Origin of the sequence: Rhodospirillum sp. A1_3_36 (genome assembly GCF_047263945.1) — a bacterium.
In the GTDB taxonomy this organism is placed as follows: Bacteria; Pseudomonadota; Alphaproteobacteria; order Rhodospirillales; family Rhodospirillaceae; genus Rhodospirillum.
In genome coordinates this window covers 369,052-393,872 of record NZ_JBLAVB010000001.1, presented here as the reverse complement: position 1 = coordinate 393,872, position 24,821 = coordinate 369,052, and the positions used below count along the sequence as shown (strand labels likewise).

The 24,821-nt window shown below is 58.0% G+C and carries 19 protein-coding genes and 3 tRNA genes; 13 read left to right on the top strand and 9 right to left on the bottom strand.

Annotated elements, in window-relative coordinates:
- Positions 1-279: 279 nt before the first annotated feature.
- The 6 genes from ACLIRY_RS01655 to ACLIRY_RS01630 all read left to right on the top strand — a co-directional run bounded on the left by ACLIRY_RS01655 (position 280) and on the right by ACLIRY_RS01630 (position 6,244).
- Positions 280-353 (top strand) — tRNA-Cys (locus ACLIRY_RS01655).
- 81 nt (positions 354-434) lie between these two features.
- Positions 435-509: transfer RNA gene (locus ACLIRY_RS01650), tRNA-Asn, on the top strand.
- A gap of 201 nt (positions 510-710) precedes the next feature.
- Positions 711-785 (top strand) — tRNA-Asn (locus tag ACLIRY_RS01645).
- A 290-nt stretch (positions 786-1,075) separates the two neighbouring features.
- The gene (locus ACLIRY_RS01640) at positions 1,076-2,056 is read left to right on the top strand and encodes an SLAC1 anion channel family protein (RefSeq protein WP_413203599.1); all 981 of its coding nucleotides are present in this window, start codon (positions 1,076-1,078) and stop codon (positions 2,054-2,056) included.
- Positions 2,057-2,242: 186 nt separating this feature from the next.
- Positions 2,243-4,948: a GNAT family N-acetyltransferase gene (locus tag ACLIRY_RS01635; protein WP_413203598.1), complete on the top strand. Its 2,706-nt coding sequence runs from the start codon at positions 2,243-2,245 to the stop codon at positions 4,946-4,948.
- 318 nt (positions 4,949-5,266) lie between these two features.
- Positions 5,267-6,244: a hypothetical protein gene (locus ACLIRY_RS01630; protein ID WP_413203597.1), complete on the top strand. Its 978-nt coding sequence runs from the start codon at positions 5,267-5,269 to the stop codon at positions 6,242-6,244.
- 275 nt (positions 6,245-6,519) lie between these two features.
- Here ACLIRY_RS01630 and ACLIRY_RS01625 read toward each other — a convergent pair whose 3' ends face one another.
- A complete protein-coding gene (locus tag ACLIRY_RS01625; protein ID WP_413203596.1) occupies positions 6,520-9,246 on the bottom strand; it encodes an EAL domain-containing protein in 2,727 nt (908 codons plus the stop codon).
- A 271-nt stretch (positions 9,247-9,517) separates the two neighbouring features.
- Positions 9,518-11,740: a CHASE2 domain-containing protein gene (locus ACLIRY_RS01620; RefSeq protein ID WP_413203595.1), complete on the bottom strand. Its 2,223-nt coding sequence runs from the start codon at positions 11,738-11,740 to the stop codon at positions 9,518-9,520.
- Positions 11,741-12,068: 328 nt separating this feature from the next.
- Between ACLIRY_RS01620 and ACLIRY_RS01615 the strand changes: the two genes are divergently transcribed.
- The 3 genes from ACLIRY_RS01615 to ACLIRY_RS01605 all read left to right on the top strand — a co-directional run bounded on the left by ACLIRY_RS01615 (position 12,069) and on the right by ACLIRY_RS01605 (position 14,441).
- The gene (locus tag ACLIRY_RS01615; protein WP_413203594.1) at positions 12,069-12,875 is read left to right on the top strand and encodes a motility protein A; all 807 of its coding nucleotides are present in this window, start codon (positions 12,069-12,071) and stop codon (positions 12,873-12,875) included.
- Positions 12,876-12,882: 7 nt separating this feature from the next.
- Entirely contained in the window at positions 12,883-13,566 is a 684-nt protein-coding gene (locus ACLIRY_RS01610) for a flagellar motor protein MotB (protein WP_413203593.1), read from the top strand.
- Between the two features lie 170 nt (positions 13,567-13,736).
- Positions 13,737-14,441, top strand: coding sequence for a 2OG-Fe(II) oxygenase (locus ACLIRY_RS01605; RefSeq protein WP_413203592.1), 705 nt, complete (start codon positions 13,737-13,739; stop codon positions 14,439-14,441).
- A 28-nt stretch (positions 14,442-14,469) separates the two neighbouring features.
- On the opposite strand, the gene ACLIRY_RS01600 is transcribed toward ACLIRY_RS01605, so the two are convergent.
- The 3 genes from ACLIRY_RS01600 to dapA form a co-directional block, all read right to left on the bottom strand.
- Complete coding sequence (locus tag ACLIRY_RS01600; protein WP_413203591.1) at positions 14,470-15,033, bottom strand: glutathione peroxidase; 564 nt, start codon at positions 15,031-15,033, stop codon at positions 14,470-14,472.
- A 64-nt stretch (positions 15,034-15,097) separates the two neighbouring features.
- The gene (smpB, locus tag ACLIRY_RS01595) at positions 15,098-15,577 is read right to left on the bottom strand and encodes an SsrA-binding protein SmpB (protein WP_413203590.1); all 480 of its coding nucleotides are present in this window, start codon (positions 15,575-15,577) and stop codon (positions 15,098-15,100) included.
- Between the two features lie 9 nt (positions 15,578-15,586).
- Entirely contained in the window at positions 15,587-16,465 is an 879-nt protein-coding gene (dapA, locus tag ACLIRY_RS01590; protein WP_413203589.1) for a 4-hydroxy-tetrahydrodipicolinate synthase, read from the bottom strand.
- A gap of 209 nt (positions 16,466-16,674) precedes the next feature.
- On the opposite strand from dapA, the gene ACLIRY_RS01585 reads away from it, so the two are divergent.
- Both ACLIRY_RS01585 and ACLIRY_RS01580 read left to right on the top strand, forming a co-directional pair.
- Complete coding sequence (locus ACLIRY_RS01585; RefSeq protein ID WP_413203588.1) at positions 16,675-18,684, top strand: lytic transglycosylase domain-containing protein; 2,010 nt, start codon at positions 16,675-16,677, stop codon at positions 18,682-18,684.
- Between the two features lie 7 nt (positions 18,685-18,691).
- The gene (locus tag ACLIRY_RS01580; RefSeq protein WP_413203587.1) at positions 18,692-19,387 is read left to right on the top strand and encodes a haloacid dehalogenase type II; all 696 of its coding nucleotides are present in this window, start codon (positions 18,692-18,694) and stop codon (positions 19,385-19,387) included.
- 125 nt (positions 19,388-19,512) lie between these two features.
- Here the strand turns inward: ACLIRY_RS01580 and ACLIRY_RS01575 are convergent, their stop codons facing one another.
- Together ACLIRY_RS01575 and ACLIRY_RS01570 are read right to left on the bottom strand one after the other, a co-directional pair.
- Positions 19,513-19,992 (bottom strand): bactofilin family protein, encoded by a 480-nt coding sequence (locus tag ACLIRY_RS01575; RefSeq protein WP_413203586.1) that lies wholly within the window; start codon positions 19,990-19,992, stop codon positions 19,513-19,515.
- Positions 19,976-21,328: a peptidoglycan DD-metalloendopeptidase family protein gene (locus tag ACLIRY_RS01570; RefSeq protein WP_413203585.1), complete on the bottom strand. Its 1,353-nt coding sequence runs from the start codon at positions 21,326-21,328 to the stop codon at positions 19,976-19,978. Before ACLIRY_RS01570 ends, ACLIRY_RS01575 begins: the two co-directional genes overlap by 17 nt.
- Before the next feature lie 374 nt (positions 21,329-21,702).
- Here ACLIRY_RS01570 and ACLIRY_RS01565 point away from each other — a divergent pair, with 374 nt between their 5' ends.
- A complete protein-coding gene (locus ACLIRY_RS01565; protein WP_413203584.1) occupies positions 21,703-22,221 on the top strand; it encodes a phosphatidylglycerophosphatase A in 519 nt (172 codons plus the stop codon).
- Positions 22,222-22,246: 25 nt separating this feature from the next.
- Entirely contained in the window at positions 22,247-22,780 is a 534-nt protein-coding gene (locus tag ACLIRY_RS01560; protein ID WP_413203583.1) for a CinA family protein, read from the top strand.
- 57 nt (positions 22,781-22,837) lie between these two features.
- Here ACLIRY_RS01560 and ACLIRY_RS01555 read toward each other — a convergent pair whose 3' ends face one another.
- Positions 22,838-23,854, bottom strand: coding sequence for a LacI family DNA-binding transcriptional regulator (locus ACLIRY_RS01555; RefSeq protein WP_413203582.1), 1,017 nt, complete (start codon positions 23,852-23,854; stop codon positions 22,838-22,840).
- 79 nt (positions 23,855-23,933) lie between these two features.
- Positions 23,934-24,815 (bottom strand): ribose ABC transporter substrate-binding protein RbsB, encoded by an 882-nt coding sequence (gene rbsB / locus ACLIRY_RS01550; protein ID WP_413203581.1) that lies wholly within the window; start codon positions 24,813-24,815, stop codon positions 23,934-23,936.
- Between the last annotated feature and the right edge of the window lie 6 nt (positions 24,816-24,821).

The following is a 24,821-nucleotide window of genomic DNA, read 5'->3' as shown; positions in this document are numbered from 1 at the left end:
GATGACCAGGTTTCAAGGCGGCTCCGGTTTATAGCCCCCGCCCGCAGCCATGACAATAAGTCTGGAGTCTTGAGAGCGGGAGCGGCTGCCTTTTTCTCTCCTGCCGAGGCGAGATGAATTTTTCTGATTTTTGACGCTTGACCGATCAAAAGCCCAAGCGTATAAAGCCGCCCTCTTCGGAGCCGAGCCCCAGGGTTTTGAACCGAAGAGAAAAGTTGAGAACCCGCCTCTTTCCTCTTGTAATAAAATGGAAAATTCGGCATAAGTGCTCAACGAGAGGGCCGGATGGCAGAGGGGTTATGCAGCGGACTGCAAATCCGCGTACGTCGGTTCGAGTCCGGCTCCGGCCTCCAAATGACTGGGCGATTTCGTCTTGCTCATTAAAGTGGGTGAACAATAGAGTAGGCATACAAGACGATCAAAGGGTATATTGATCCGGAGTAGCTCAGCGGTAGAGCAATCGACTGTTAATCGATTGGCCGGGGGTTCGAATCCCTCCTCCGGAGCCATTTGGGATAAAGGCGGTCCGCCATTGGATCGCCTTTTTCTATACTGCGGGAAGGTTCTGCGGCGAACGGCAAAACGACGATGGTTGGTTTGCATCAGCTGCCGACTTTACAATACCAAAGGGCTTTTGATTTGGCCCGATAGAGTAAGCAGACCATAGAGCCTCAGGGACTCGCTCTGCGGTCCCCTCGGAAGCTCAATGATCCGGAGTAGCTCAGCGGTAGAGCAATCGACTGTTAATCGATTGGTCGGGGGTTCGAATCCCTCCTCCGGAGCCATAGAGGAAAAGGCGGTCCCCCATGGGATCGCCTTTTTTTTCTGCTGCCGCCTTCCGCCTTCCGCCTACCATCTCCCAGACTCCGATCCGTTGCGTTTCATCAATGCACGACCCCGGCTTGCTTGATACATAAGAACTTACTAATATTAATCGAAACCAACCGAGGTCCCTGTCATGTCAGCCCCCCCTTCTCCTCTTTCCACAGCTCCCATACCGTCGGCCGACGTCGACGCCCCATGCACCTCAGCATCTGCCGGAGATGGATTACGAACTCATTCCGTCGGAGATGGATTGCGAACTCATTCCGTCGGAGATGGATTACAAACTCATTGGCTCTCTCATGTCCCGATCCCCTTGTTCGCCGTGGTTATGGGAGTATCGGGGTTGGGGTTAGCTTGGCGTAAAGCGAGTCATGTTCTGGGCATCCCCGAAGAAGTCGGGGACGGAATCCTGATGTTCTCCGCACTCCTTTTTCTATGCATCTCGGCCCTTTATGGCCTCAAACTGCTCCGGCATCCCGGGGAAGTCCGCAGGGAATTCACCCATCCAATCCGCGTGAATTTCTTTCCCGCCTTCTCCATCAGCCTCCTCCTTTTGGCCGTGGCTGCTCTGCCCAACGCTCCGTCCTTGGCCCAAAACCTTTGGATTACCGGGGCCGCCCTGCACCTCCTGGGAACGATCTATCTCATGGGCCGCTGGTTCACCCAGTCCCACGAGATTTCCATGATTAACCCCGCTTGGTTCATCCCCGTGGTGGGCAATATTCTCGTTCCGATTGCCGGGGTCCCCTTAGGACACAGCGAGGCCTCCTGGTTCTTCTTTTCCATAGGATTGATCTATTGGATCGTGCTGTTCACCATTGTGTTCCATCGAATCGTCTTCCATCACCCCTTGGCGACAAAATTCCTGCCAACCCTCTTCATTTTGATCGCGCCCCCTGCGGTGGGGTATCTGGCTTATGTGGCCCTGAACGGTGGGCAGGTTGATGGATTCGCTCGCATCCTCGTATACGGTGCCCTATTCCTCACCTTGTTAAACCTGTCCCTGACCCGCCAATTCCTGAAGGTGCCCTTCTTCGTGTCCTGGTGGGCCTACACGTTTCCCACAGCTGCAGTCACTATCGCCTGCCTGGATGTCTGCGCCCGAATTGGCCATGGAGGCCTGACTTTGGTGGGAGGGTTTCTGCTGATTCTGGCCACAGGTCTGATCACAGTGGTTTTCCTTAGGACGACGCTGGCCTTGCTTCGCGGCGAATTGTTCATTCCAGAGTGACCCCCCAATCATTGGAGGAGAAAAGACAACGGCAGACCCCTTAGCGCGGGTCTGGCTTGAGGGTTGCACCCGGAGAAAAAACGGGTCAGGCTACCTCGAACCTAGCAGGTCGAAGTGAAAAGTCTTTTTGAGACAGCTTCTTAACAGCACTTTCCTCGCCCTGCGCCCCGCCCGTTGGAGTCCTTGATGAGCGTCCGCAATCTCTCTGCGCTATTCGCCCCGACCAGCATTGCCGTTATTGGCGCGTCCAACCAGGACAACACCGTCGGCCAGTTGATCATGCGCAACCTGTTGAGCGGTGGATTCGACGGGCCAATCATGCCGGTCAACAACAAATACCATGCGGTTGCGGGTGTTCTGGCCTATCCGGATGTGGCCTCCCTACCCGCCGTGCCAGACATGGCCGTGATCTGCACACCGCCCGAAACGGTCCCAAAACTGGTCGATGAATTGGGTGCGCTGGGCTGCAAAGCCGCCATCGTCATGACAGAAGGTCTCTCCCGGGCCAAGGAAGCCGGGGGACGGTCTCTTCAACAGGCCATGCTCGATGCGGCCCGCCCCCACCGGATGCGCCTCCTCGGCCCCAACTGTATTGGCTTGATGGTTCCGGGACTGGGATTGAACGCCAGCTTCTCCCACCAGCCTGCCCTGCCCGGCAAAGTGGCCTTCATCAGCCAGTCCGGCGCGATCTGCACCGCCGTCCTCGACTGGGCCCGGGGCCATGACATCGGCTTTTCCCATTTTGTTTCCCTTGGGGACAAGGCTGATGTGGATTTCGGCGATGCCGTGGACTACCTGGGCGCCCAACCGGATGTACGAGCCGTTCTGCTGTATATCGAGACGCTCACGGATGCCCGAAAATTTATGTCCGCGGCCCGGTCTGCGGCCCGAAACAAACCCGTGATTGTCATCAAATCCGGTCGGAACAAGGCCGGAGCCCGGGCTGCAGCCTCCCATACCGGCAATCTGGCCGGATCCGACGAAATCCACGATATTGCCTTCAAACGAGCGGGCATGCTGCGGGTCTACAGCCTTCAAGAAATGTTCTCTGCCGTGGAGACGATCGCCCATTCCAAGCGTATCGCCACCCGGGGGGAACGACTGGCCATCGTGACGAATGGGGGCGGAATCGGCGTCATGGCCGTGGATGATATCACCGAGAAAGGCGGACATCTGGTCCGCCTTTGTGATGACACCAAGGAGAGCCTAGCCAAGATTTTGCCCAAAACCTGGTCCGTGTCCAATCCCCTGAACATTGGGGCCCACGCCAAACCCGAGGATTACGAAAAGGTCTTGGAGACCTTGGCGGACGCCAAGGAAGTGGACGCCGTTCTGGTCATGCATGCCCCAAGCGCACTGATTTCGGCCACAGAAGCGGCCAAGTCGGTAATTTCCGTGGCTCAGAAACGGCGCTCGGCGACCATCTTTACCTGCTGGGCCGGAGAAGAGAGCGTCGCGGAAGCCCGTCGCCTTTTCGCCGACGCTCAATTGCCCACCTTCGGGACGCCAGACGAAGCCATTCAAGGCTTCATGCATATGGTGGAGTATCGGCGCAATCAGGTGATGCTGATGGAAACACCCCCCAGTCTGCCGACGGAGTTCACCGCAAACGTGGCCTCCGCCCGGCTGATTATTAACCTCGCCATCGAGCGAGGACACCTGACCATGAGCGAGCCAGAGGCCAAGGCCGTCTTCGCCGCCTTTGGTATCCCGACGGTGGAAACCCACATCGCCGGCACGCCTGAGGAAGCCGAGGATTTGGCTCGGCGCCTGAATGGTCCGGTGGCGGTCAAGATTCTCTCCCATGCCGTCACCCATAAATCGGACGTGGGCGGCGTCGTTTTGGACCTGGAAACGCCTGAAGACGTGCACCGCGCCTGTGCCCATATGGCCGGGCGCATGGCCGAAACCTTCCCCGATGCCACAGTGGAGGGGTTCACGGTCCAGCGCATGGCCCGGCGCCCCGGCGCCCATGAACTGATCGTCGGCGCCACGATCGACCCGATTTTCGGGCCTGTAATCCTCTTTGGACAGGGAGGAACCGCCGTGGAGGTCATCCGCGACCGGTCCGTTACCTTGCCTCCCCTGAATATGGCGCTGGCCCAGGACATGCTCCAGCGGACTCGAGTCTACAAGTTGCTGGAGGGCTATCGCGACAAACCGCCTGCGGACCTGGAGTCCATTTGCGTGACCCTGATCCAGATTGCCCAAATGATGATCGACATTCCGGAAATCGTCGAACTCGAGATCAATCCCCTTTTTGCCGATGCGAAAGGTGTTTTGGCCCTGGATGCGCGAGTCCGCTTGGAGCCGGGGCGCACCAAGGGGCCGCATAAGCTGGCAATCCGCCCCTACCCCAAGCAGTTGGAAGAAAACTTCGTGATGAACGACGGGCGGTCCGTCCTCATGCGCCCCATCCGGCCAGAGGATGAGCCGAAACATTACGAATTCGTCTCTAAATTAACTCAGGAGGATATCCGCTTCCGCTTCTTTGGACTGGTGAAGGAACTCCCCCATGACCAGATGGCTCGGCTGACCCAGATCGACTATGCGAGAGAAATGGCCTTCGTTGCAGAACTGACCGAAGATGGAGATAAGCAGACTCTGGGGGTTGTCCGCGCCGTCACCGATCCGGATAACGAGACCACCGAGTTTTCCGTCGTCGTGCGCTCGGACCTGAAGGGGTCGGGCTTAGGCAAAGCCCTGATGCGCAAAATTATCCGCTACTGCAAGGAACGTCGGACCCGCTACATGTTGGGACAAGTCTTACGCGACAATCGGCGCATGCTCAAGTTTTGCGAAAACCTGGGTTTCGAACGCATCGGCATCATCGACCAGGATGTGGTGGAACTCCGCCTAGAGCTGGAAAAGGTCAAGCTGGACGCTGAATAGCCCCAGGAAGGGAGGCACAAAGCGAAAAGCACCACGCTACACGACAGGATGTGTTTTCCCATCACGGGGCTTTGCCCTGTCCCCCACTGGGGCCGGAAAGGCCCCAGACCCCGGGCTCTCATTTATAAAAGAGAAATGGGGGGTTGGAGACATGTGCCCCCAAAGGGGCTTGGGCGATCGCCCAAAAATACAAGACACTGTGGTGTACTGTGGAAAAATACACTCTCCTTGTGCACAGCCTTCTCTGATAGGATGGAACGTTGAAGGTTCGCTAGAAAAGTGAATTGGAGCTGTCAATCGCCAAGGAAGGACTCCGTCATGACCTCCATATCCGCTCCCACGCCATTTCCGTCTTCGCTTCTGATGCTGGGCGCTCGATCTTCCTCTGATAATCGCCAATCCACAAGGAGCGCTGCCGAAACGAACATTCTAAAGGCCCTTAAGGATACGGATCCTGAAAAGGCGAAGGCGTTGGAGGATCGTCTGGATACCCGGGATCGGGTGCTGCAAAACTTTATTGCATCGACACCCGACCCGTCCGAGCAACGAAAAGCGAGAGCTCGCGAGAAAATCGAGGAAATAAAACAAAAACTGCAGGCCCTGCGCATGCTGGCGAACATCAATCCGGAAGCGGCCGCCAGACAAGCCGCTCAATTGGCCAAGGAACTCTCCTCTGCCGTGCAGCAATACTCCGGTGGAGGAGTCGGGCTCTCTGTCAGTGGGGCCAACGTGAGCCAGCCGACCATGTCCTCAAGCGTTTCCGCTCCGGTTTCATCAGACGCCTCTGCCCCATCGCCTCTTCCCGCCGCGACGCAAAACGACGTCGCCGCCACAGGAATCAGCAGCAATATCGAGACTGCGGCAGGTTCCACAGTGCCAGCGCCTGTCGAGTCGAAAAATGGGGCCACCCCGTCTCACCCAGACTCTGCGACCGACGGCAGTGGAAACAGCGTTCCAGACGGCTCATCGGACGAGGGAACCGGTTCGACAGAAGAGCAAGCGACCCTCAGAGCCATTCAAGAGAAGCTCAATGCGGAAATCGCGAAAAGGAAAGAGGCTTTTGGAGACGCCAAAGCCGATGCAGATTTCGCCTCGACCGTCGACAAGATAAAGAACGCGCTTAAATCCATCTTGGAAACCGCAAAGCGCAAGCTGAAAGAAACGGATGATGCGGAAACGCAAAACGTCGTGGATCAAGGTCAACAGGCTTTGCAGAAGGTCGATACCTTCCTGAAGGGGTTAGGCGGGCTGAACGCGATTGTGACAGCACCGTCTTCCATCAATATCCTGGTTTGATCGCAACCTACCCAAAATGCGATATACACCGTTTCCTCGAAAATCCGGAAACTGTGCTTCGCAGTTTCTGGGCTCTGCCCAGACCCGCAAAGGGTCTGCGGACCCCTTGATCCCAAATGGGGGTCCGGGGCCTCAGGCTCCGGTGGGGAGCGGGGCAAAGCCCCGCGTTTCTTATTTTTTCAAGGAGACAGAGATAAAACAAAATCTTAGAGCAAAACAATGTTTTGCGATGATGCGATGTTCCCTTGCTCCAGCCAGTTCATCGCAGCACGGTTCTATGCCTCCACCTGAAGAATACCATCCCGAATTCGAGCGGCCATCTCCCGTCGTCCCTGGGCGTTGAGCAGCACCTCCAGCACCTTGTCTCCCGACTCTGGCCGGGCGAGCAAAAAGCCCTGGATCACGTCACAGCCTTCGTCGCGCATATAGGCAAGCTGGCCTTCTTCCTCCACACCTTCGGCGATGACTTCCAGACCCAGACTGTGTCCCAGATTGATGATGGCACGGGCGATCACGGCGTCGTTACCGCCATCCGTCACATGGCGGACAAAGGACTGGTCCACTTTCAGTTTATCCACCCGAAACTGCTTGAGGTAACTCAGTGAGGAGTACCCCGTCCCGAAATCGTCGATGGCCAAACGGATCCCGGCCCTTGACAGGTCATTCAGCAGGTTCACTGCCTGTTCGGCATCCTGCATCAACATGCTTTCCGTCAGTTCCATCTCCAGATCATGGGGATCAACCCCATGTTCAGCCAACAACGCCGTGACCCGCTCCACCAAACCCTTTTGACGGAACTGCACCGCCGAAATGTTCACCGCCATCGTCAGGGGGGCTGCCCCAGCGGCACGCCAGCGCGCATACTCCATAAGGGCTTGGTTCAGCACCCAGTCCCCAAGGTCATGGATCAGACCGCTATCCTCTGCGACAGGAATGAACCGGTAGGGGGGTATGGCACCCAGTTCGGGATGCTGCCAACGGACCAGGGCTTCCACCCCCTTGGGCTCTCCCGTTTCCAGGCCGTATTGGATTTGAAAGTGCAGATGCAGTTCGTCATCATTGTCCAGGGCACGACGCAAATCCCCTTCCAGACCCAATCGGACGGCTGCCTCGGCATTCATTTCCGTGGAAAAGAAGGAACAATTGTCATCTTCGGATTTGATGGCCCGGTACATAGCCATATCCGCGTTCTTCATTAAATTGTCCGGATCCGTGCCATCCTGAGGGTAGATCGCAATCCCCACATTGGCCCCCACCCGCACCTCCTGAGAGCCCAAATCCACTGGGGTTTGGATGACCTCAATCAAACGGCGAGCGAGGGCCGAGGCGGTCTCGGCGCTGGTAACACCGGTCTGGATCAGAGCGAATTCGTCTCCGCCCACCCGGGCAACCGTATCGGCTTCTTCCGCTGCCGCATTGATACGCGAGGCGATGGTCATCAACATTTGATCACCGGCGGCATGACCCAGGGTATCATTCACCCGGCTGAAATGGTCCAGATCGATGAACATCACCGCTATCCCCGCATGCCCTCGCCGAGCCTGGACCACAGCCTGATAGAGGCGATCTCTGAAGAGGACCCGATTGGGCAAACGCGTCAGGGTATCGTAGTTGGATAGGTAGCGAACCCGCTCCTCAGCTTTCTTGCGGGCAGTCACATCTTCATGGACAGCCACGTAATGGGTCACTTGACCGCTATCATTCAGGATGGGCGTAACTGTTTGGTCCACCACATAGGTCCTGCCATCCTTGCGTCGCTCGGTCAACTCCCCCCGCCAGACCCGGCCCCGTTTGATCGCCGCCCACAGTTCCGCATAGACCTCCGGCTGCTGCTCGCCCGATTTCAGAAGATTGGGCGTTTGATCCAGAACTTCCTCTGCCGTGAAGCCCGACAGGCGGGTGAAGGCTTCATTGACCCATTCGATCTGGCCGTCTGCGTTGGTGATGAAAATGGCGTTGGCCGCCGCACTCATCGCGGTGGATTGCAAGCGCAAACGGGCTTGATCGCGGATGGTCCGCAGCGCCGCACCCAGACGATTGGCAAGAACCTCCAACCGCCGCCGAGCAATGGGAGGCAAAATATCCCGATTGAAACCCAGGGTAAGAATACCGCTGACCGTGTTTTCCGCCCAAAGCGGCAAACAAAGAACGGATTCACATCCACAAGCCCGGATCCAGGGGGCCACAGCCGCCCCCATGGGATCGATGTGCTCCAGAACCTGGGTACGGCCAAGGCGCCAAGCCATGCCCGCCGGGTCGACCTTGGCGAAGCCGTCTCCCTGAACGGTCTCCACCATATCTCTCGTCTCTGGCATTCGGGGACCGCCGCAGCCAACGACCCGATGCCCTCCCCGTGGCTCCAGAACGGCCATCCAGACTGCGGAAGCCTCAAACAGTTTGGCGACTCGGTCGCAGACTTCCGCCGCCACCCCTTCCAGTTGGGTTCCAAGGAGCAAATGGGTATCAATGGAGCGGGATATACCGTCCATCTCCTCACCCAGGGTCTGCTCCCGCCGATCCCGTAGGGTAACCAACCCCCCTTCGCCGTTCTCAATAGCCAGTGGGGTCACGGCCAGGGCGACCGGCAAAGAGTGCCCGTCAGGCAAACGCGCCATCACCACAAGCTCCGCTCCCTCCTTGGAGCGCTTGGCCGCACTGTTCTCATACCGCCAGGCCGGATCAAATTCGGGAATATGGGTCTGCAGATTTGACTGGATCAGCATATCAGTGGATCGCCCCAAGATACGCGTCGCTGCGACGTTCGCCGACAAAATCCGCCCCGCCCCATCCAATGTCAAAAGCCCATCGGCCATCCCCTCGATCAGGGATTGGTAACGGCCGCTTTCCGCCCTCGCCTCATCTGCTTCCCGCTCGGCCTCCCGCAACTGAGCCTCGACCACCCTCCGCTGGCGGTTAAACACATAAAGAACGGTCAAAAGGGCTATCAGAAGGGCGCCTGCCGCAACCAACCCTCCCAAGAGATTCAGATAGGCCGTCGTCATCACCTAGTTCCCCCTTGGGGATGGAAGCAAACCAAAAGAAGCACCGTGCATATCCAAACCACAACGAGGGCCAGAACAAGGGATAAAGACAACCTTAAAAATAGCGTTCCTGGCACCCCGAAACCAAGAAACGCCCAATGCACTGACGGCCAACGCAGGTCTAGTGCAGTCAGCCAGACCAGAACGGTACCCAGACAATATCCCGTGATCTATTATCCAGCGCAAATGGAAAGCCACCTTCCGAGCCGAAAAAGCCTGCATTCCCCCTGTGTTATTTGGTCAGGGCTACATAAACGCCGTCCCAATCGTCGGGCGGAGCAGCTTCCAGGTAAGCCGCAACTCTTCCGTCGTATAGGTCATAAAGCCCCTGAAGGCTCAACTCAGGCAAGATAAGACGACAGGCTTCGATCAAACTCTGCGCCTCGGCCCAACGCATCCCCCGATACGCCTCTAGCATGGCGGCATGGGTATGTCGAAGGGTCTGGAAATCCTCCATGGCGACCAGGGTCTCGTCTCCCAAAAGGCCAAAAATACGCACGGGCACGGTCTTACCCTTCACGCGAATCAGATCAAGCTCCAGAACCGCCATGTCCGGAACCAGTCGGGCCGTATTTTCCCCCAGGACAGAGGTCACACCATAGGTTTTGGATTGCCCTTCCAAGCGGGAGGCGAGATTGACGTTATCTCCCAAGACCGAATAATCGAAGCGTTGATCCGAGCCCATATTACCAACGCAGGCAATGCCCGTGTTCACGCCAATACCGATATTCAACGGTATGTGGCGACGCCCCTCCTCCTGGGCTTCCTTTTCCAGGATCTGGTTCAACACGGCCAGACGCGCTTTCATTTCCAAGGCCGACAGGCATGCATTGCGGGCATGCTCCCCATCGTCCAAGGGGGCATTCCAGAACGCCATGATGCAGTCCCCCATGTATTTATCGATGGTCCCGCGACGGTCCAGGATCACATCGGTCATGGGGGTGAGGAAGCGGTTGATCAGGCGGGTTAAGCCCTCTGCGTCGAACAACTCGGAAATGGTGGTGAAACCACGGACATCGCAGAACATCAGCGTCATTTCGCGCATTTCCCCGCCCAACCGCAGGCGCGAAGGGTCGTCGGCCAGACGTTCGACTAAAGCCGGGGACATGTAGTGGGAAAAGGCGTTCCGCACTTGACGCCGCTGGGCTTCCTCTCGGGTGTACCCCATATACGTAAGGAACATATAAAGCAACAGCGCCACCAAACCAGGAAAAACCGGATCGTAAAGCTGCAAGTTTTCCCTGTAAAGTGTAAAGGACCCAACCCCCGTTGTTACCAGCAGGACAAGCAGCAGCAGGAGGGTCCAACGGGCACCGATCATGGGGACCAGAACGATCAGCAGTAATCCAACAGCAAGAGTCCCCCAGGCTTCCAGGTCCAAGGCATTTCTAGACCGCTTGAGCATTTGGCCGGTCAGCATGTTCTCGATAATATTGGCATGAACTTCCACTCCGGGAAGGAAATTTTCCGTTGGCGTGGCTTTGATATCGAGCATGCCCACCGCAGACGTTCCGAGAATCACAAACTTATTGGTGAACATATCCGGCGAAGCCGTACCACGAAGAACGTCAACCGCACTGACGTACTTTTTTTCGTCCCGCTTGGAAAAAAAGACATGGAATCGCCCGGCCTGATCCAGGGGGACGGTCAGTTGAAAAACTTTCCCATTGGGCAGACGCGTCTTCAGAACCATGTCCTCCACCCCCTGCAATGTTCCATCCCGTTTCCCCCGAAGCAACATTGTGGAAGCATTCATGGCCACCCGGACCATTTCTATGGACAAGGTCGGGTATACCTGCTGGGCATCCAACGCCTGAATGGCCATTGGAACGCGACGCACAATGCCATCCAGCTCCCCTTCGACGATGAAGACCCCATGGCCCTTTGCGGCCTTGTCGAATTCAGGGAGATTGAACAGCATGCGGGGATAGTCGGTCAGATAATCCAGGACGTTATGCCCCAGAATGGCGATGGAACTCGACGGCCTGTCAACGGTCTGACTCTGGCTGGTGTTCACCGACGGCGCCATCCCCGTTACCACCCGAGCCCCCTCAATTGCTTGAGCAAAGATCTGGTCATTGTCCGGAAGGGCTTCCAACCGCTCGCGAATCGCCGGATCCTTGCCGATGACACTTTCGAGCAACCGTTCGGGTGAAGTTCGGTCCGGTTCCGGAAAGACAATATCGAAACCGATAACGGCGGGATGCATGGCAGAAATCTTGTTCACCAGATCAGCAAGAATCGTTCGAGGCCAAGGCCATTGTCCCAGTTCCTCCATTGATCGATCATCCAAATCAACGATGGTGACCAGCCGTTGATCGACAGTCCGCGGGTGGATTCGCTGGTAGAAATCGAAGGTCTTGGAGCGCATGAACTCCACCGGCGCCGGATCTATCAAACGCAGGGCCACAGCGCCACACAGCAGGATGAAAGCCCATAGGCGGGGCGATGTCATGACTTTGCGTAATCGCCCCCGCCAAGGTCGCCCCCTCCCCCCTTCATGAGAGGTTGGCCTTTTTCCATCGTCCTTATGCTCAGCCGATTTCTTCACGCTGCCCGACAACAAACCACCCCCTCTTTGATCCACCACACGTCTCAGTCGCCTTTGGAAGATGGACAAGAACGCCAAGGATTTCACCCCCTTCCCTTGCCCAATAAGAATTTGTGTATAAACTCACAGCCTTGAAGGGGACCACCGGAAGCCCGACAGGGGTCTGAGATGCGCCCCTTGCGTCCGAGGGGTAGGCCTTCGGATCAAGATAACATGGATTTGGCGGACCAGCATGTCCCTAGCGACGATACTTGGCGTTCTTTCTGGCTTTGGCCTCTTCGTCATCTCGATTCTTCTCAGTACGGACAACTACGCCCTTTTCGTGAATTGGCCGAGTTTTATCATGGTGCTCGGTGGTACATTTGCGGCGACGTTCATTTCCTTCGAGCCCAGGTACGTCTTCAATGCCTTGAAGGTGATGAGTTCGATTCTGTTCAACAGCGAGATCTCCCGGGCCATTCTGACCCACGAGGTGGGGCGCATCATCCGCTGGGGCTATATCATTCAGAAAAACGGTCTACCGGGCTTGGAAAGTGACGCCCAAAAGGTCCGCAAGCAGGACCGATTCCTGGGATATGGGATTGATCTTGTCGTCAGTGGTTACACAGGTCAGGAGGTCCGGGAAATTCTGGCCAATACGGTGGAGACAACCTTCCAGCGTCAGGTCGTTCAAGCGGATATTCTAAAGAATATGGGCGCAACGGCCCCAGCCTTTGGTATGATCGGTACCCTTGTCGGTTTGATCATCATGCTCGACAACATGGGGTCGGATCCCAGCCAGCTTGGCCCCGGCTTGGCCGTGGCCCTGGTGACCACCCTTTATGGCGTGCTGGCCGCACGATTGATCTTCCTTCCCGCAGCTTCGAAAATCAAACAGAGGGAAGAGATTATTCGGTATAGAAATTACTTGGTCGCGGAAGGTTTGGCTCTTCTCGCCGAACGGAAAAGCCCTCGCTATATCCAAGACCGCATGAACAGCTACTTGGACCCGTCCATTCACTTCAGCATTGACAAGATGCGGGGACGCAGCGGGGAGTAATCGCATTATGTTGGGTAACAAAAAGAACAACACGCCAGAAGAAGATGACACCGACACCTGGATGCTCACCTTCGCCGATATGACGACTCTTTTGCTCGCCTTTTTCATCCTTCTGGCATCCATGTCGAAGGTAGACGTGGTCTTATACGAAAAGGTGAAGGCCGGCATTCAAGAGGGAATGGGCAGTCGGCAGATTGCCAAACCCATTGAAGACCTGCGCAAAGAAGCCAGTGAAGTGATAAAAACTCTCCAGGTTGAGGACGTGGTCGGCCTCGGCCAGGATCAGGACGGTCTGGTCATCGAATTCGCCTCCAGCGCCTTCTACAAGCCCGGCTCCGCAACTATTCTGCCCGAAGCTATTCCGGTTCTTGAGCAGATCATTGCAACCCTGAACGAACCGCGCTATCAGAACTTCCAGATTGAAGTCCAGGGCCATACCGACGACACCCCCATCAGCACTCCGGAATTTCCCTCGAACTGGGAATTGAGCGCTGCGCGGGCCACACGGGTCTTGCGACTGATGCTACAGGATGGGGTCGACAAGGAACGTCTCCTGGCCGTGGCCTACGCCGATGTGGCGCCAAAAGTTCCGAACCGCACACCGGAGGGACAACCAATCCCCTTGAATCAGGAACTCAACCGCCGCATCGTTATACGGGTCTTCCCCCGGAACACATACGCCAGCAAATAGTCTGATTCTGTCTTTGTTTTTTCGCACACCCCCAGCATTCCGCTTGCCAAGGGGCGGGCAGCCACCCCATATGCGCCTACCGTCCGGCACCGATCCCTGACGGATCGGATGCCCTGGTCCCAGGTGCCTTCTGTTCCCGATCGGCGCTCCAATCCGACGGAACACCCGCCATGCACCCCTTGCTTCCTGCTACCGCTGAATTGGTTACGGGTTTCCCCTCTCTGGCCCCGACCTCCCCCGTTGTACCATCGCGCTCCGATGCCGTGGCCGAGGCCCTGTACACCACGGGATGGTGCGTCTTGGAGGACTTTCTTCCAGCCGACCTGACGGCCGCCTTGCGAGTCCGGGCCGCCGTCCTGGAAAGCATGGGCAGTCCCGTCCAGGCGGGAATTGGCCGGGAGGAGGAGCATCACCTCAATCAATCGATTCGGGAGACGTCCATTTATTGGCTAAATGGCGCGGACCCGGCGGAATCCGCTTATCTGTCGATCATGGAAGAGTTGCGCGGTGCGCTCAACCGCCGCCTTTTCCTGGGCTTGTTTGAATTTGAAAGTCACTTTTCCTTTTATGAAGCAGGGGGCTTCTATGCCCGTCACCTGGACGCCCTGAAGGGAACGCGGAACCGAATGGTCAGCATTGTCTCATACCTCAATCCCAATTGGAGCGAACGAGACGGCGGCGAATTGATTATTTGGGACGCGGGGGAGGATGGTCGAGAGGTCGCCCAGATCCTGCCCAAGGCCGGAACAGTCGCCGTTTTCCTATCCGAGGAAATCCCCCACGCCGTAGCCCCCACCCACCGGCCACGGCTGGCCATTCCCGGCTGGTTCCGAATCAATGGCTCCACCGCAGACCGGATCGATCCGCCTCGCTAACGGATCGCATATCCATGAAGAAAGAGCTCTAAAGCTTTGTTTCCACCGATAAAGTATCTTCAACCGCCTGAATCACCTGGGGCGATAGAGGATCCGTTGTCGTCGGGAATGCCCCGGCAAGAGATCCATCCGGTGCCACCAGATATTTATGGAAATTCCAACCCGGGGTGGGCAGGTCACCCCGACTGTCCCGGGCCCAGGCATAAAAGGGATGGGCTCCCTCCCCCTTGACGACCGTCTTTTCGGCCAGGGGAAAATCCACATCAAAGGTGGTCTCGCAGAAATCCTTAATTTCGCTCTCCGTTCCCGGTTCCTGCCCTCCAAAGTCGTTGGATGGCACCCCCAAGACCACCAAACCCTGATCCCGGTAGCGCTGCCACAGGGCTTGCAGTCCTTCGTATTGGGGGGTGAAGCCGCAACGGGAGGCCGTATTGACCACGAGCACAGGGCGCCCGGCCCAAGCCTTCAGTGGCAATGGGGATCCATCAATGCTTTCGAAGGTGAAATCATGGGCCGTCTCGGCCAGGGCCGGACCAGAAAATCCGACCGCGCTCAGAAACGCAGCGAAGCAAAAGGAAAAACGATGGCGCATGGAGGGGGCTCCTATTCAATGGGGATCATCACACCCCTTCATATGGCGTGACGCGCCATCCGGATCACCCCTTTGCCCGCAACAAGCGGGCCTTGTCGCGATTCCATTCTCGTTCCTTAATGGCGTGGCGTTTGTCATGGGTCTTGCGACCCTTTGCCAGCCCCAGGGTCAGCTTGGCAATCCCCCTATCATTAAAATACAAGTAGAGGGGCACCAGGGTCATGCCATCCCTGGTGATCGCGTTGATGAGCTCACGCGCCTGCCGATTATGGACCAAAAGCTTACGGGCCCGGCGCGTCTCATGGCCCATCCCCTTCATTGCCTGTTGCCATTCGGCAATATAAGCATTGAACAGGTGTAGCTCGCCATTTTTGGGACCAGCATAAGAATCGGCAATATTGGCCCGGCCAGAACGGAGGGATTTCACCTCCGTTCCAGTCAGCATGATCCCCGCTTCCAGGGTTTCTTCAATATCGTAGTCATGGCGGGCACGGCGATTTTCCGCGACCCGTCCATGGGATATCAGATCATTTCCACGGGACATGGGAGCGCCTTACAGAATCCCCGCGTGGGCCATGGCGGCTTCCATCTTCTTCTTGGCGGCCTCGGACAAGGGCACCATGGGAAGGCGCATGTCTGCGGTCATTTTACCAAGAAGGCTGGCGCCGTATTTGGCCGGACCCGGGTTGGGTTCACAAAACATTGCATCATGCAGGGGCATGAGCCTGTCACGGATGGCAAAACAGGTCTCCAAGTCCCCCCCCCTCCAAGCGGCATGCATCTCCGCACAGAGCTTGGGCGCCACATTGGAGGTTACCGAAATGCAGCCCACACCCCCTTGGGCGAGAAAGGCTGTGATTGTCGCGTCTTCGCCAGAAAGCTGGCAGAACTCAGGCCCGATGGCCAACCGCGTCTTCAAGGGACGGACCAGATCTGCCGTGGCGTCCTTCACCCCCTTGATGTTTGGCAGCTCCTGAGCAAGCCGCGCCATGGTCTCGACACTCATATCGATAATAGAACGACCTGGGATGTTATAGATGATCACCGGCAGGCCATCGACGGCCTCGGCTACGGCCTTGAAATGCTGGTAGAGGCCTTCTTGGTTGGGCTTATTGTAATAGGGGGTCACAACCAGCACCGCCTCGGCCCCGGCCTTCGCGGCAAACTTTGCGAAATCAATGGCCTCTGCCGTGCTGTTGGACCCGGCTCCGGCGATTACCGGAACCTGTCCTTTGGCCGCTTCGATGCATAGCTCCACCACCCGTTTGTGTTCGTCATGGGACAGCGTGGGGGATTCCCCCGTGGTCCCCATGGGAACGAGGCCTTCCGTGCCCTGGTCAATCTGCCAAGTCACGAAATCCTGAAAGGCGCGCTCGTCTACCGCGCCGTCGCGGAAGGGAGTCACGAGAGCCGTGATGGAGCCCTGAAACATGGTGTTCTCCGGATCAGTATGGTTTTGCTTGCCGCGTGCAGGGACGCGGACCGGCCTTTGTATCACAGACGGGCCTTGGAGCAAGGCCGGCGTGCCCCGAATAGCAGGAAAGTGCCCCAATCTAACAAGGCTCTTGCGATGGAACGCCAGTACCCCCATCGTCATAAGGATAGTCGCCGAACAGCCGGGACCCACCACTGCCTAAGGGGATGTTTACCTTGCGCTCGCCCAGTATAGCCGCTGCCTTTGTCGCCATCACCCTCTCCCTCACGCCGTCGGCTTGGGCAAAAAGCGATTTGTCCGCGATTGACTTGGCCACCTATTCGGCTGCCTTCGAAGCGGCGGACAATGACCAATGGAGCAGCGCGCGGAGTTTGGTCCGCAAAGCCTCTGACCCACTGCTCGCCGATGTCATCTGGTGGCGCCATCTGCGGGTCAACGGGGGCAAGGATGATCCGGGCACCAAGGAACGCGTGGCCTTTCTGGACCGCCACCCGGACTGGCCGTTGACCAACACCATCCAGAGAATATTGGAAAATGACCTTCTAGACCGACAGCCGGGGGCCAACGAGGCCATTACTTTTTTCGAGCACCACCCCCCCGTTTCCAGTAAGGGGAAACTGGTCCTCGCCCGCGCCTTCATGGACAAGGGAGCCATGGACAAGGCGCGTGCCCTGGCCCGAGACGCTTGGATTAATGGAGATTTCTCGCAAAAAGATGAAACGGATGCATTGGCTCGCTTCCGCATCCTTCTCACTGCCGATGACCACTGGGCACGGGCTGACCGCTTGGTCTGGGACGACCAATATGCCGCGGCAAATCGTATGCTTCGATTGCTCGACAAGGGCCATGCGAGTCTGATCAGTGCCCGAATAGTCCTTGGGTCAGGCAAAGGAAATGCCGATGCCGCAGTGGCTGCGGTTCCTAAGAACCTGAGGAGTGACCCGGGCCTCGTCTACGAACGGGTCCGGTGGCGCCGCAAAGCAGGCCTAGAGGCCGCTGCAGCAAACTTGCTGCTGAAAGAGAAAGGCACCGCGCGTGGGCGGGAAGACAAATGGTGGCGGGAGCGGGCTCTTCTGATCCGCGATGCCATGGACCACCACCACTATTCCCAAGCCTACAAATTGGCGTCAAGCCACGAACATGACCAAGGGCTGGCCTTTGCCGAAGGGGAATGGCTTTCCGGGTGGATTGCCCTGCGCTTCCTCAAGAATCCGACCAAGGCCTATCCCCATTTCACAAGCCTCCATGATGGGGTTTCCACACCAATCAGCCTGTCCCGCGGTGCCTACTGGTCCGGACGGGCTGCGGAAGCTCTGAAAAAAGCCAAAGAGGCCAAGGCTTGGTATGAAAAGGCGGCCCTGTACCCAGCAACCTTCTACGGTCAATTGGCCGCAGAGAAGCTGGGTAAGTCATTGTCAACATTGATCCCCAGCCACGATCCCGCCCCCGATGACAAGGCTCTGGCCATACTAAAGACCGACCCAATGGTGACGATCGCCAGACAGTTGGCTGAATTGGGACGCGAAGACGAATTGATGTCCTTCATCCTAACCCTCAACGGTAAATACACCGACCTGGGATCTCGTGCATCCATAGCCGCCATCGCTCTGGATAACGGACAGCTGGGCGTGGGGGTTTTCATGGCCCGCCGTGCTTCCCTTGACGGATCGCTCTTGACCGAAGGGGGATACCCCCTGCCGCCAGGCCTGACGGAACGGGTCGTCGACCACGCCAACCGCCAACACCTCCACCCGGCCGCAGTGCTGGGACTGGCCCGACAGGAAAGCAACTTCAACCCTAAGGCCAAATCCCGGGTGGGCGCTCTGGGGTTGATGCAATTGATGCCAGCGACAGCCCGTAAGGTGTCTGGCCAAGAAGGTATTCCCTTCGACCAGGACAAACTGACCTCGGATCCGGCCTATAACGTGCGTTTGGGCTCTCGCTACTTTGGGGACCTGATGAAGCAGTTCGGCGGATCCATCGTTTTGTCTGCCGCAGGGTATAACGCCGGCCCCGGACGTCCCATAGGATGGATGAAGGACAATGGCGATCCCCGCTCCATGTCTCTGGAGAATGCCATCGATTGGATCGAGAAGATTCCTTACCCGGAAACCCGCAACTACGTACAGCGGGTTATTGAGGGAATGCTTGTCTATCAGGTCCGCCTGGGGGAGACCCTTCCTGTCAACGCTCCCAGTGCCGCCGTGAAAGGGTGACCGAACCATGACGAATCCTTCCCCCGCTCCGGCAGCCTGCGTCTTCGATGCTTACGGCACCCTGCTCGACGTAAATGCGGCGGCCCGTGCGGTAAGCGGCGAACTCGGGGAGCGGTGGAAGGACTTCTCCGCCCTATGGCGCCAAAAGCAGCTGGAATACACTTGGTTGCGAGGATTGATGGACCGACACGCAGATTTCTGGACCGTAACGGGAGAGGCCTTGGACCACGCTGACAAGGCGATGGAGATGGGCATCACACCAGACCTGCGAGAGCGCCTCATGACCTTGTATATGACTCTGGAGGCCTACGGGGAAGTGGCCGAAGTCCTGGGCAAGCTGAAGGCCCAGGGGGTACCCCTGGCAATTCTATCCAATGGAACACCGCGCATGCTTGACACCGCCGCCCGCCACGCCGACATTCGCGACCTGCTGGACCACGTTCTATCGGTGGAGGAAGTGGCCGTTTACAAACCCCATCCGAGCGTCTATCAGCTGGCCCAAGATCGCCTGCGCGTTCCAAGAGAGCGGATCCTATTCCTTTCCTCCAATGGGTGGGATATTGCTGGGGCTGCCTCCTTCGGCTTTGCAACTGCGTGGATCAACCGATTTGGCAAGGTCCGGGAAAACCTATCCCATGGGCCCATCCATGAACTACCGGACCTGACATCGGTTCCGGCACTTGTTCAAGTCATCCGCTCATAGCCGGATCGTAAAGCTGAGTGCCTTCGAGGTCCAGGGGACCGTTCACCAGGGATTATCGAGTGATCCCATCTAAAAAAGGCACCCAAATAAATGGGTGCCTTTTTTAGATTTCGTCGGTGATCGGTTCAGGACGCGACCGGAGCCTGCTCCGCCTTGTCCTGCCGCTTCATATCCCCACCTTTTTTTCCATCAGTAAGCATCAAATCCGTCGGCGCAGTGATACGACGACAATGACCTTCCATATAAGCACCAGGCTCTATAGCCAAGCTTTCATGGCTGATGTCGCCAGTCATCCGCGCCGTGCTGGCAAGGAATACTGACTTGGCATTCACCTGACCATTAACGGATCCATGCATGCGGATCCGTTCGGCTCTAATCTCACCCGTAACGGCCCCAGAAATCCCAATAATCAAAGAGGAACATCGAATATCCCCTTCGACCCGACCATCGATCTGGATTTCACCCGCACTCTGGAGATCACCTGTGACCGTGAGGTCAGAGCTGATGATCGAAGGGACACTTCTCTCAGAAGAGGCCGAATCGGCCTTTTGTGGCTCGGAGATAGGTGTGGACTTCGCCGGTTTGCTGCTAGTCTTTGAAAACATTTTTTCCCGCTTTCATGAACACCGCCGGGTTCCGGGGTTTACCATTAACACGCACTTCATAATGCACATGGGAGCCGGTGCTGCGGCCACTACTGCCGACGGCTCCAATCACTTCGCCACGCTCCACATGCTGGCCCAGTTGGGCCTTGATCGTTCGCATATGGGCATACCGGGTGCTCAAACCCATGCCATGATCGACCTCGACTACGCGACCATAGCGCCCACGCCACCCGGCGTAAACTACCTTTCCTGGCCCGGTGGCAAGGATTGGCGCCAGCATCGGCGCGCCCAGGTCCAAGCCCTCATGCCGAGACAAACGGCCGTTGACGGGATCCTTACGCACACCAAAGCGTGATGTCACGCGATAGGCTACGTTCAAAGGCACAGCAAGGGGAAGATCCAACACCAGATTATGCAGTGCACCCCATCGATCCAGCCGATCATTCAGATCATTCAAGCTCGCATCGAAGGCTGGGTTCTCTATATCGGGCAACTCCAGAGGCAGGAACGGACCTCCCTGCCCGAAGCTTGAGTTCTCACTTTTCTTACGCTTAATCAGACTATCCACGTCCAGCCCGGTCTCGCTCAAATCCGTTTCCAAGGCCGCGATCTTATCCTGGGCCATCTCGCCAAACCGCTCGACCAGCATGACCTGTGCTTCTTCCATGTCCGAGAGCTGGTCTTCCAGACCCTTCACACGTCCAGTCAACTCCTGATTTTGCGAGAGAGCCAGATCACGCTGAAGAACCACCTTGCGCATCTCCAACTCAATCCCGTCAAAATCAGTAAGCAGCACCCGAGCCTGCGACAAGTCTTCCATCCCTTGTTGCAGGGTCGTCAATTGGGTCATCAAGATCTGCTGTTCCCGATCATACCGGCGCTGCTCCTGCAGGAAGTCGGCATCCTCCCCCCCCGACAACCCCTTGACCTCAGCCTCGCTTGCCCCGTCCGGCACCGTCGCCGATCCACCTTCCTCGTCCACCAGCTTCGCGAATTGACTGTGATTGGACTGAAGGGCATTGGTGACTTCCGCGACCCTCTGTTTGTAAACGCTCACTTCGGCCAACAGAGACTTGTATGCCTCGCGGGCATCCTCAATCCTCTCGTCCTTGGCGGAGATGATGTCATCCATCCAAATGAGCGCAGAGGTAGAATAGGTCACCCAACCAAAGAAAATCACCGCTGCGGTCAATACGACGATTTGGTGAAGGCTGGTCAGGGTGACCTGACGCATGCCGCTATCGCTGCGAAGCATCAAATGGCGCTCGGGAAAATACCGACGCAGCTTTCGGTGGAATTGGGATAAGCTCAGTTCCTGGGGATCAAATTCGGACATGAACGCTCCTCGTTTCCACAAAACAATCAATTGGACCGGTTTACCGGACACCGAACCAGCGAATGGGACGGGCGACATTGGCGAACGGTGCTCAATCGGGCGCTAAAAGATAGCATGAAATATCAAAAGCACCAAAGGGCGATCCAAACTCACACTCCCTGTCACACTGGCTGCCATCAAAAGGCAGCGCCGCCGAATAGACCGAATACCGTGACAACGAGCCGGATACCGTGACAACGGATAGAGGGAAGACTATGCCCCACGTCACCCCACCCAAGCTTCACTCTTAAAATTCAGTGAACCGTGTTACAACAAAAAAATGAGAACGCCCAAGCCCCGCTGACTAGCCCCCCATTCCTGCACCCCTGGATACCATGACGTTACCCACCAATTCGACCGAATCGGGCAGCGACCGCCGCGACCGCGCCCCTATCCCGGTCCCCTTGCCCATCCTGGCCATCACAACCTGGTTCGGCTCCGGTCAATGTCCCGTAGCCCCTGGCACGGTCGGTTCTATCGCCGCCCTCCCCTTCGCCTGGGGATTGGCCTGGGCCTTTGGCCCGATCGGGCTGGCCATTGCATCGGCCCTGGCCTTCCTGATCGGTACCCTCGCGTCCTCGGCCCATGTGCGCCGTTCGGGGGAACGTGACCCAAAGCGCATTGTCATCGACGAAGTGGCTGGCCAATGGCTAACCCTGGTCCCCGCACCCCTCGACCCCCTGGCCTATTTGGTCGGGCTGGCCTGTTTCCGCCTGTGTGACATTACCAAACCCTGGCCGGCCTGCCTTGCGGATCGCAGAGTCCACGGAGGAGTGGGAATCATGCTGGACGACGGGATAGCAGCCGTATATTCCACAGCGATGATGACTGCTTACGTCCATTTTCTGATGTAGTTTCTGAATACCCAAGGAGCCCCTCATGTCCAAACCCCTCCCCTTCCCAAAGGATTTGGCCCAGCACGCCCAGGAGGTCATCTCCGCGTTGAAGGAAAAGGGCTACTTGGTGGTCACCGCAGAAAGCTGTACTGGCGGTATGATCTCCACGGCCCTAACGGCGGTCTCCGGCTCGAGCGCCGTCGTCGATCGCGGATTCGTGACCTATTCGAATGATGCCAAGACCCAGATGCTGGGCGTGCCCGAGGAAATGTTGGCCACCCATGGCGCCGTCAGCGCCGAAGTTGCCCAAGCCATGGCCGAAGGCGCCCTGAACAACTCGCTGGCAACCATCTCCATTTCTGTCACCGGCATCGCCGGGCCGGACGGTGGAAGCGCGGACAAACCGGTGGGGCTGGTGCACATGGCCTGCGCCATCGCCGATGGCCCCGTCCAGGCTCGCCGTCAGGTCTTCGCCGGAGACCGCCACGAGGTGCGCCACGCTACCGTTAACGCCGCCCTGGACCTGATCCTGCGGGCGATGGAAATGGATGCATCCCCTCAAGCGGAGGCCGATTAGGAGCACCCGCCAGGGCACCACAGGCTGCGGCAAACACCGAAACCGACAAGGCTCATGTCAGGGTTCCCGGGGCGTGCCCACCGATGCCCGTTCCACCAGAGTCGGCGGAAGGACCAGAGCCTCGGGCAGGGGATGTCCCTTTTCCAAATAATCAATCAATAGGGCCACCGCCCCCTCTCCCATCTCCGGGACGGGCTGGTGGATGGTGGTCAAAGGCGGCGCGGTATAGGCGGCGAGCTCAATGTCGTCATAGCCCAGGACCGAAAGGTCTCCGGGCAGGGACAAACCAAGGCCCTGGGCCGCACTCAGCGCCCCCATCGCCATGACGTCGTTAAAGCAGAAGATGGCCTGGGGCCATTGGCTCCTGGGTCGGGAAAGCAGCCTCAGGGTGGCCGCATGCCCCCCCACGACGGACAGATCGGCTTCCACATGGTGCTCCGGTGCCAGGGAAAGCCTTCTTTCGGCTAGAACCTCCAGAGCACCGACAAGGCGCGGCGCCGAACGGGCATGGGCTGCGGGACCGGTGATCAGGGCAATTGAGCGGAATCCCTTGTCCGCCAGGTACTCCATCGCCAGCCGTCCCCCAAGGGCACTGTCGTCGGCAACAGTCATGGCAGCAGTTCCGGGGGCCGCATCCAGGGCGATGGTTGGCACGGCAGTGGCGGCGGTGGCGAGGTCATCCGCCATCCCCGGCCCCTGGTTGGCGGTGAGCAGGACCAGAGCATCAATGCGACGGGACCGCAGGACCTCCCGATAGGCGCGCATCTTGTCGAGATTATCCTCGGAATTGCAGAGAATCAGGCTGTATCCCCGGGCGAAACAGGCCCGCTCTACCCCGTGGATCAGCGCGGCAAAGAAAGGATTGGTGGAACTGGTGACCACCATGCCGATGGCTTTCGTTCGGCTGCCCTTCAGGGCGCGGGCCAAGCCATTGGGGGCGAACCCCAGGCGGCTTATGGCGGCATTGACCCGCTCTGCCGTTTCCGGGGCCACATATCGGGTCCCGTTGATCACGTGGGAAACGGTCGTCCCTGACACCCCCGCAGCGAAGGCGACATCCTTGATCGTGACCATGGTCCCCCCTTGGGTTGGCCTCGCCGCACCGGACTGTCCGACGTGGCGAGACCCCTTTTGTCGCGACGAATCAGGTCGCCTATTTCTGGATCATCTTCAAGGGGACAGGGGTGTATTCCGGAACGGTTTCACCCTTGACGATCTTGTCCGCAGTCTCCACACCCATGGAGCCGATGCGATCGGCCTGTTGGGCAACGGTGGCCACCATGGACCCCGCCTGCACTGCGGCGATTCCATCGTCGGTTCCATCAAAGCCCACGACCAGCACCGTCTTCCCCGCAGCCTCGATGGCCTTGATGGCGCCCAGGGCCATTTCGTCGTTATGGGCGAAAACGGCGTTCACATCCGGATTGCTCTGGAGCAGGTTCTCCATGACGTTCAAGCCCTTGGTCCGGTCAAAGTCAGCGGGCTGACTGGCCACAACCTCGATCCCGGACACGCCGTCCACCGCCGCGTGGAAGCCCTCGCCCCGATCCCGGGCCGCAGACGTTCCGGGCACGCCCTGGAGTTCAATCACCTTGCCGCCATTCGGCAACAGGGAGACGATCAACTCGCCGGCCATCTTGCCACCGGCCACGTTGTCCGAGGCGATATGGCTGACCACCTTGGCGCCATTGGCGGCGCGGTCCAGGGTCACCACGGGAATATCGGCCCGGTTGGCGGCGCGGGCCGCCGTGCGGACGGCGTCGGAATCCGTGGGGTTGATCAGCAGGACCTTGATGTCCTTGTTGATCACATCTTCCACATTGGCCAGTTCCTTGGCCGGGTCGTTCTGGCTGTCGAGAACCAACAGCTCGTAACCCAGCTCCTTGGCCTTGGCTTCGGCCCCATCCTTCAGGGTCACGAAGAAGGGGTTGTTCAGGGTGGAGACCACCAGGGCCAATTTATCGGCGGCCTGAGCGGCGGAAACGCCCCCCATCAAGGCCGCAGCGGCGACGGCCGCCATCAAAATTTTGCGCACGTTCCG

Excerpts from the sequence above, each read along its gene's own strand:
- ACLIRY_RS01635 (WP_413203598.1), top strand. The coding sequence starts at position 2,243 with ATGAGCGTCCGCAATCTCTCTGCGCTATTCGCCCCGACCAGCATTGCC.
- ACLIRY_RS01630 (WP_413203597.1), top strand. The coding sequence starts at position 5,267 with ATGACCTCCATATCCGCTCCCACGCCATTTCCGTCTTCGCTTCTGATG.
- ACLIRY_RS01625 (WP_413203596.1), bottom strand. The coding sequence starts at position 9,246 with ATGACGACGGCCTATCTGAATCTCTTGGGAGGGTTGGTTGCGGCAGGC.
- ACLIRY_RS01620 (WP_413203595.1), bottom strand. The coding sequence starts at position 11,740 with ATGACATCGCCCCGCCTATGGGCTTTCATCCTGCTGTGTGGCGCTGTG.
- ACLIRY_RS01615 (WP_413203594.1), top strand. The coding sequence starts at position 12,069 with ATGTCCCTAGCGACGATACTTGGCGTTCTTTCTGGCTTTGGCCTCTTC.
- ACLIRY_RS01610 (WP_413203593.1), top strand. The coding sequence starts at position 12,883 with ATGTTGGGTAACAAAAAGAACAACACGCCAGAAGAAGATGACACCGAC.
- ACLIRY_RS01605 (WP_413203592.1), top strand. The coding sequence starts at position 13,737 with ATGCACCCCTTGCTTCCTGCTACCGCTGAATTGGTTACGGGTTTCCCC.
- ACLIRY_RS01600 (WP_413203591.1), bottom strand. The coding sequence starts at position 15,033 with ATGCGCCATCGTTTTTCCTTTTGCTTCGCTGCGTTTCTGAGCGCGGTC.
- smpB (WP_413203590.1), bottom strand. The coding sequence starts at position 15,577 with ATGTCCCGTGGAAATGATCTGATATCCCATGGACGGGTCGCGGAAAAT.
- dapA (WP_413203589.1), bottom strand. The coding sequence starts at position 16,465 with ATGTTTCAGGGCTCCATCACGGCTCTCGTGACTCCCTTCCGCGACGGC.
- ACLIRY_RS01585 (WP_413203588.1), top strand. The coding sequence starts at position 16,675 with ATGTTTACCTTGCGCTCGCCCAGTATAGCCGCTGCCTTTGTCGCCATC.
- ACLIRY_RS01580 (WP_413203587.1), top strand. The coding sequence starts at position 18,692 with ATGACGAATCCTTCCCCCGCTCCGGCAGCCTGCGTCTTCGATGCTTAC.
- ACLIRY_RS01575 (WP_413203586.1), bottom strand. The coding sequence starts at position 19,992 with ATGTTTTCAAAGACTAGCAGCAAACCGGCGAAGTCCACACCTATCTCC.
- ACLIRY_RS01570 (WP_413203585.1), bottom strand. The coding sequence starts at position 21,328 with ATGTCCGAATTTGATCCCCAGGAACTGAGCTTATCCCAATTCCACCGA.
- ACLIRY_RS01565 (WP_413203584.1), top strand. The coding sequence starts at position 21,703 with ATGACGTTACCCACCAATTCGACCGAATCGGGCAGCGACCGCCGCGAC.
- ACLIRY_RS01560 (WP_413203583.1), top strand. The coding sequence starts at position 22,247 with ATGTCCAAACCCCTCCCCTTCCCAAAGGATTTGGCCCAGCACGCCCAG.
- ACLIRY_RS01555 (WP_413203582.1), bottom strand. The coding sequence starts at position 23,854 with ATGGTCACGATCAAGGATGTCGCCTTCGCTGCGGGGGTGTCAGGGACG.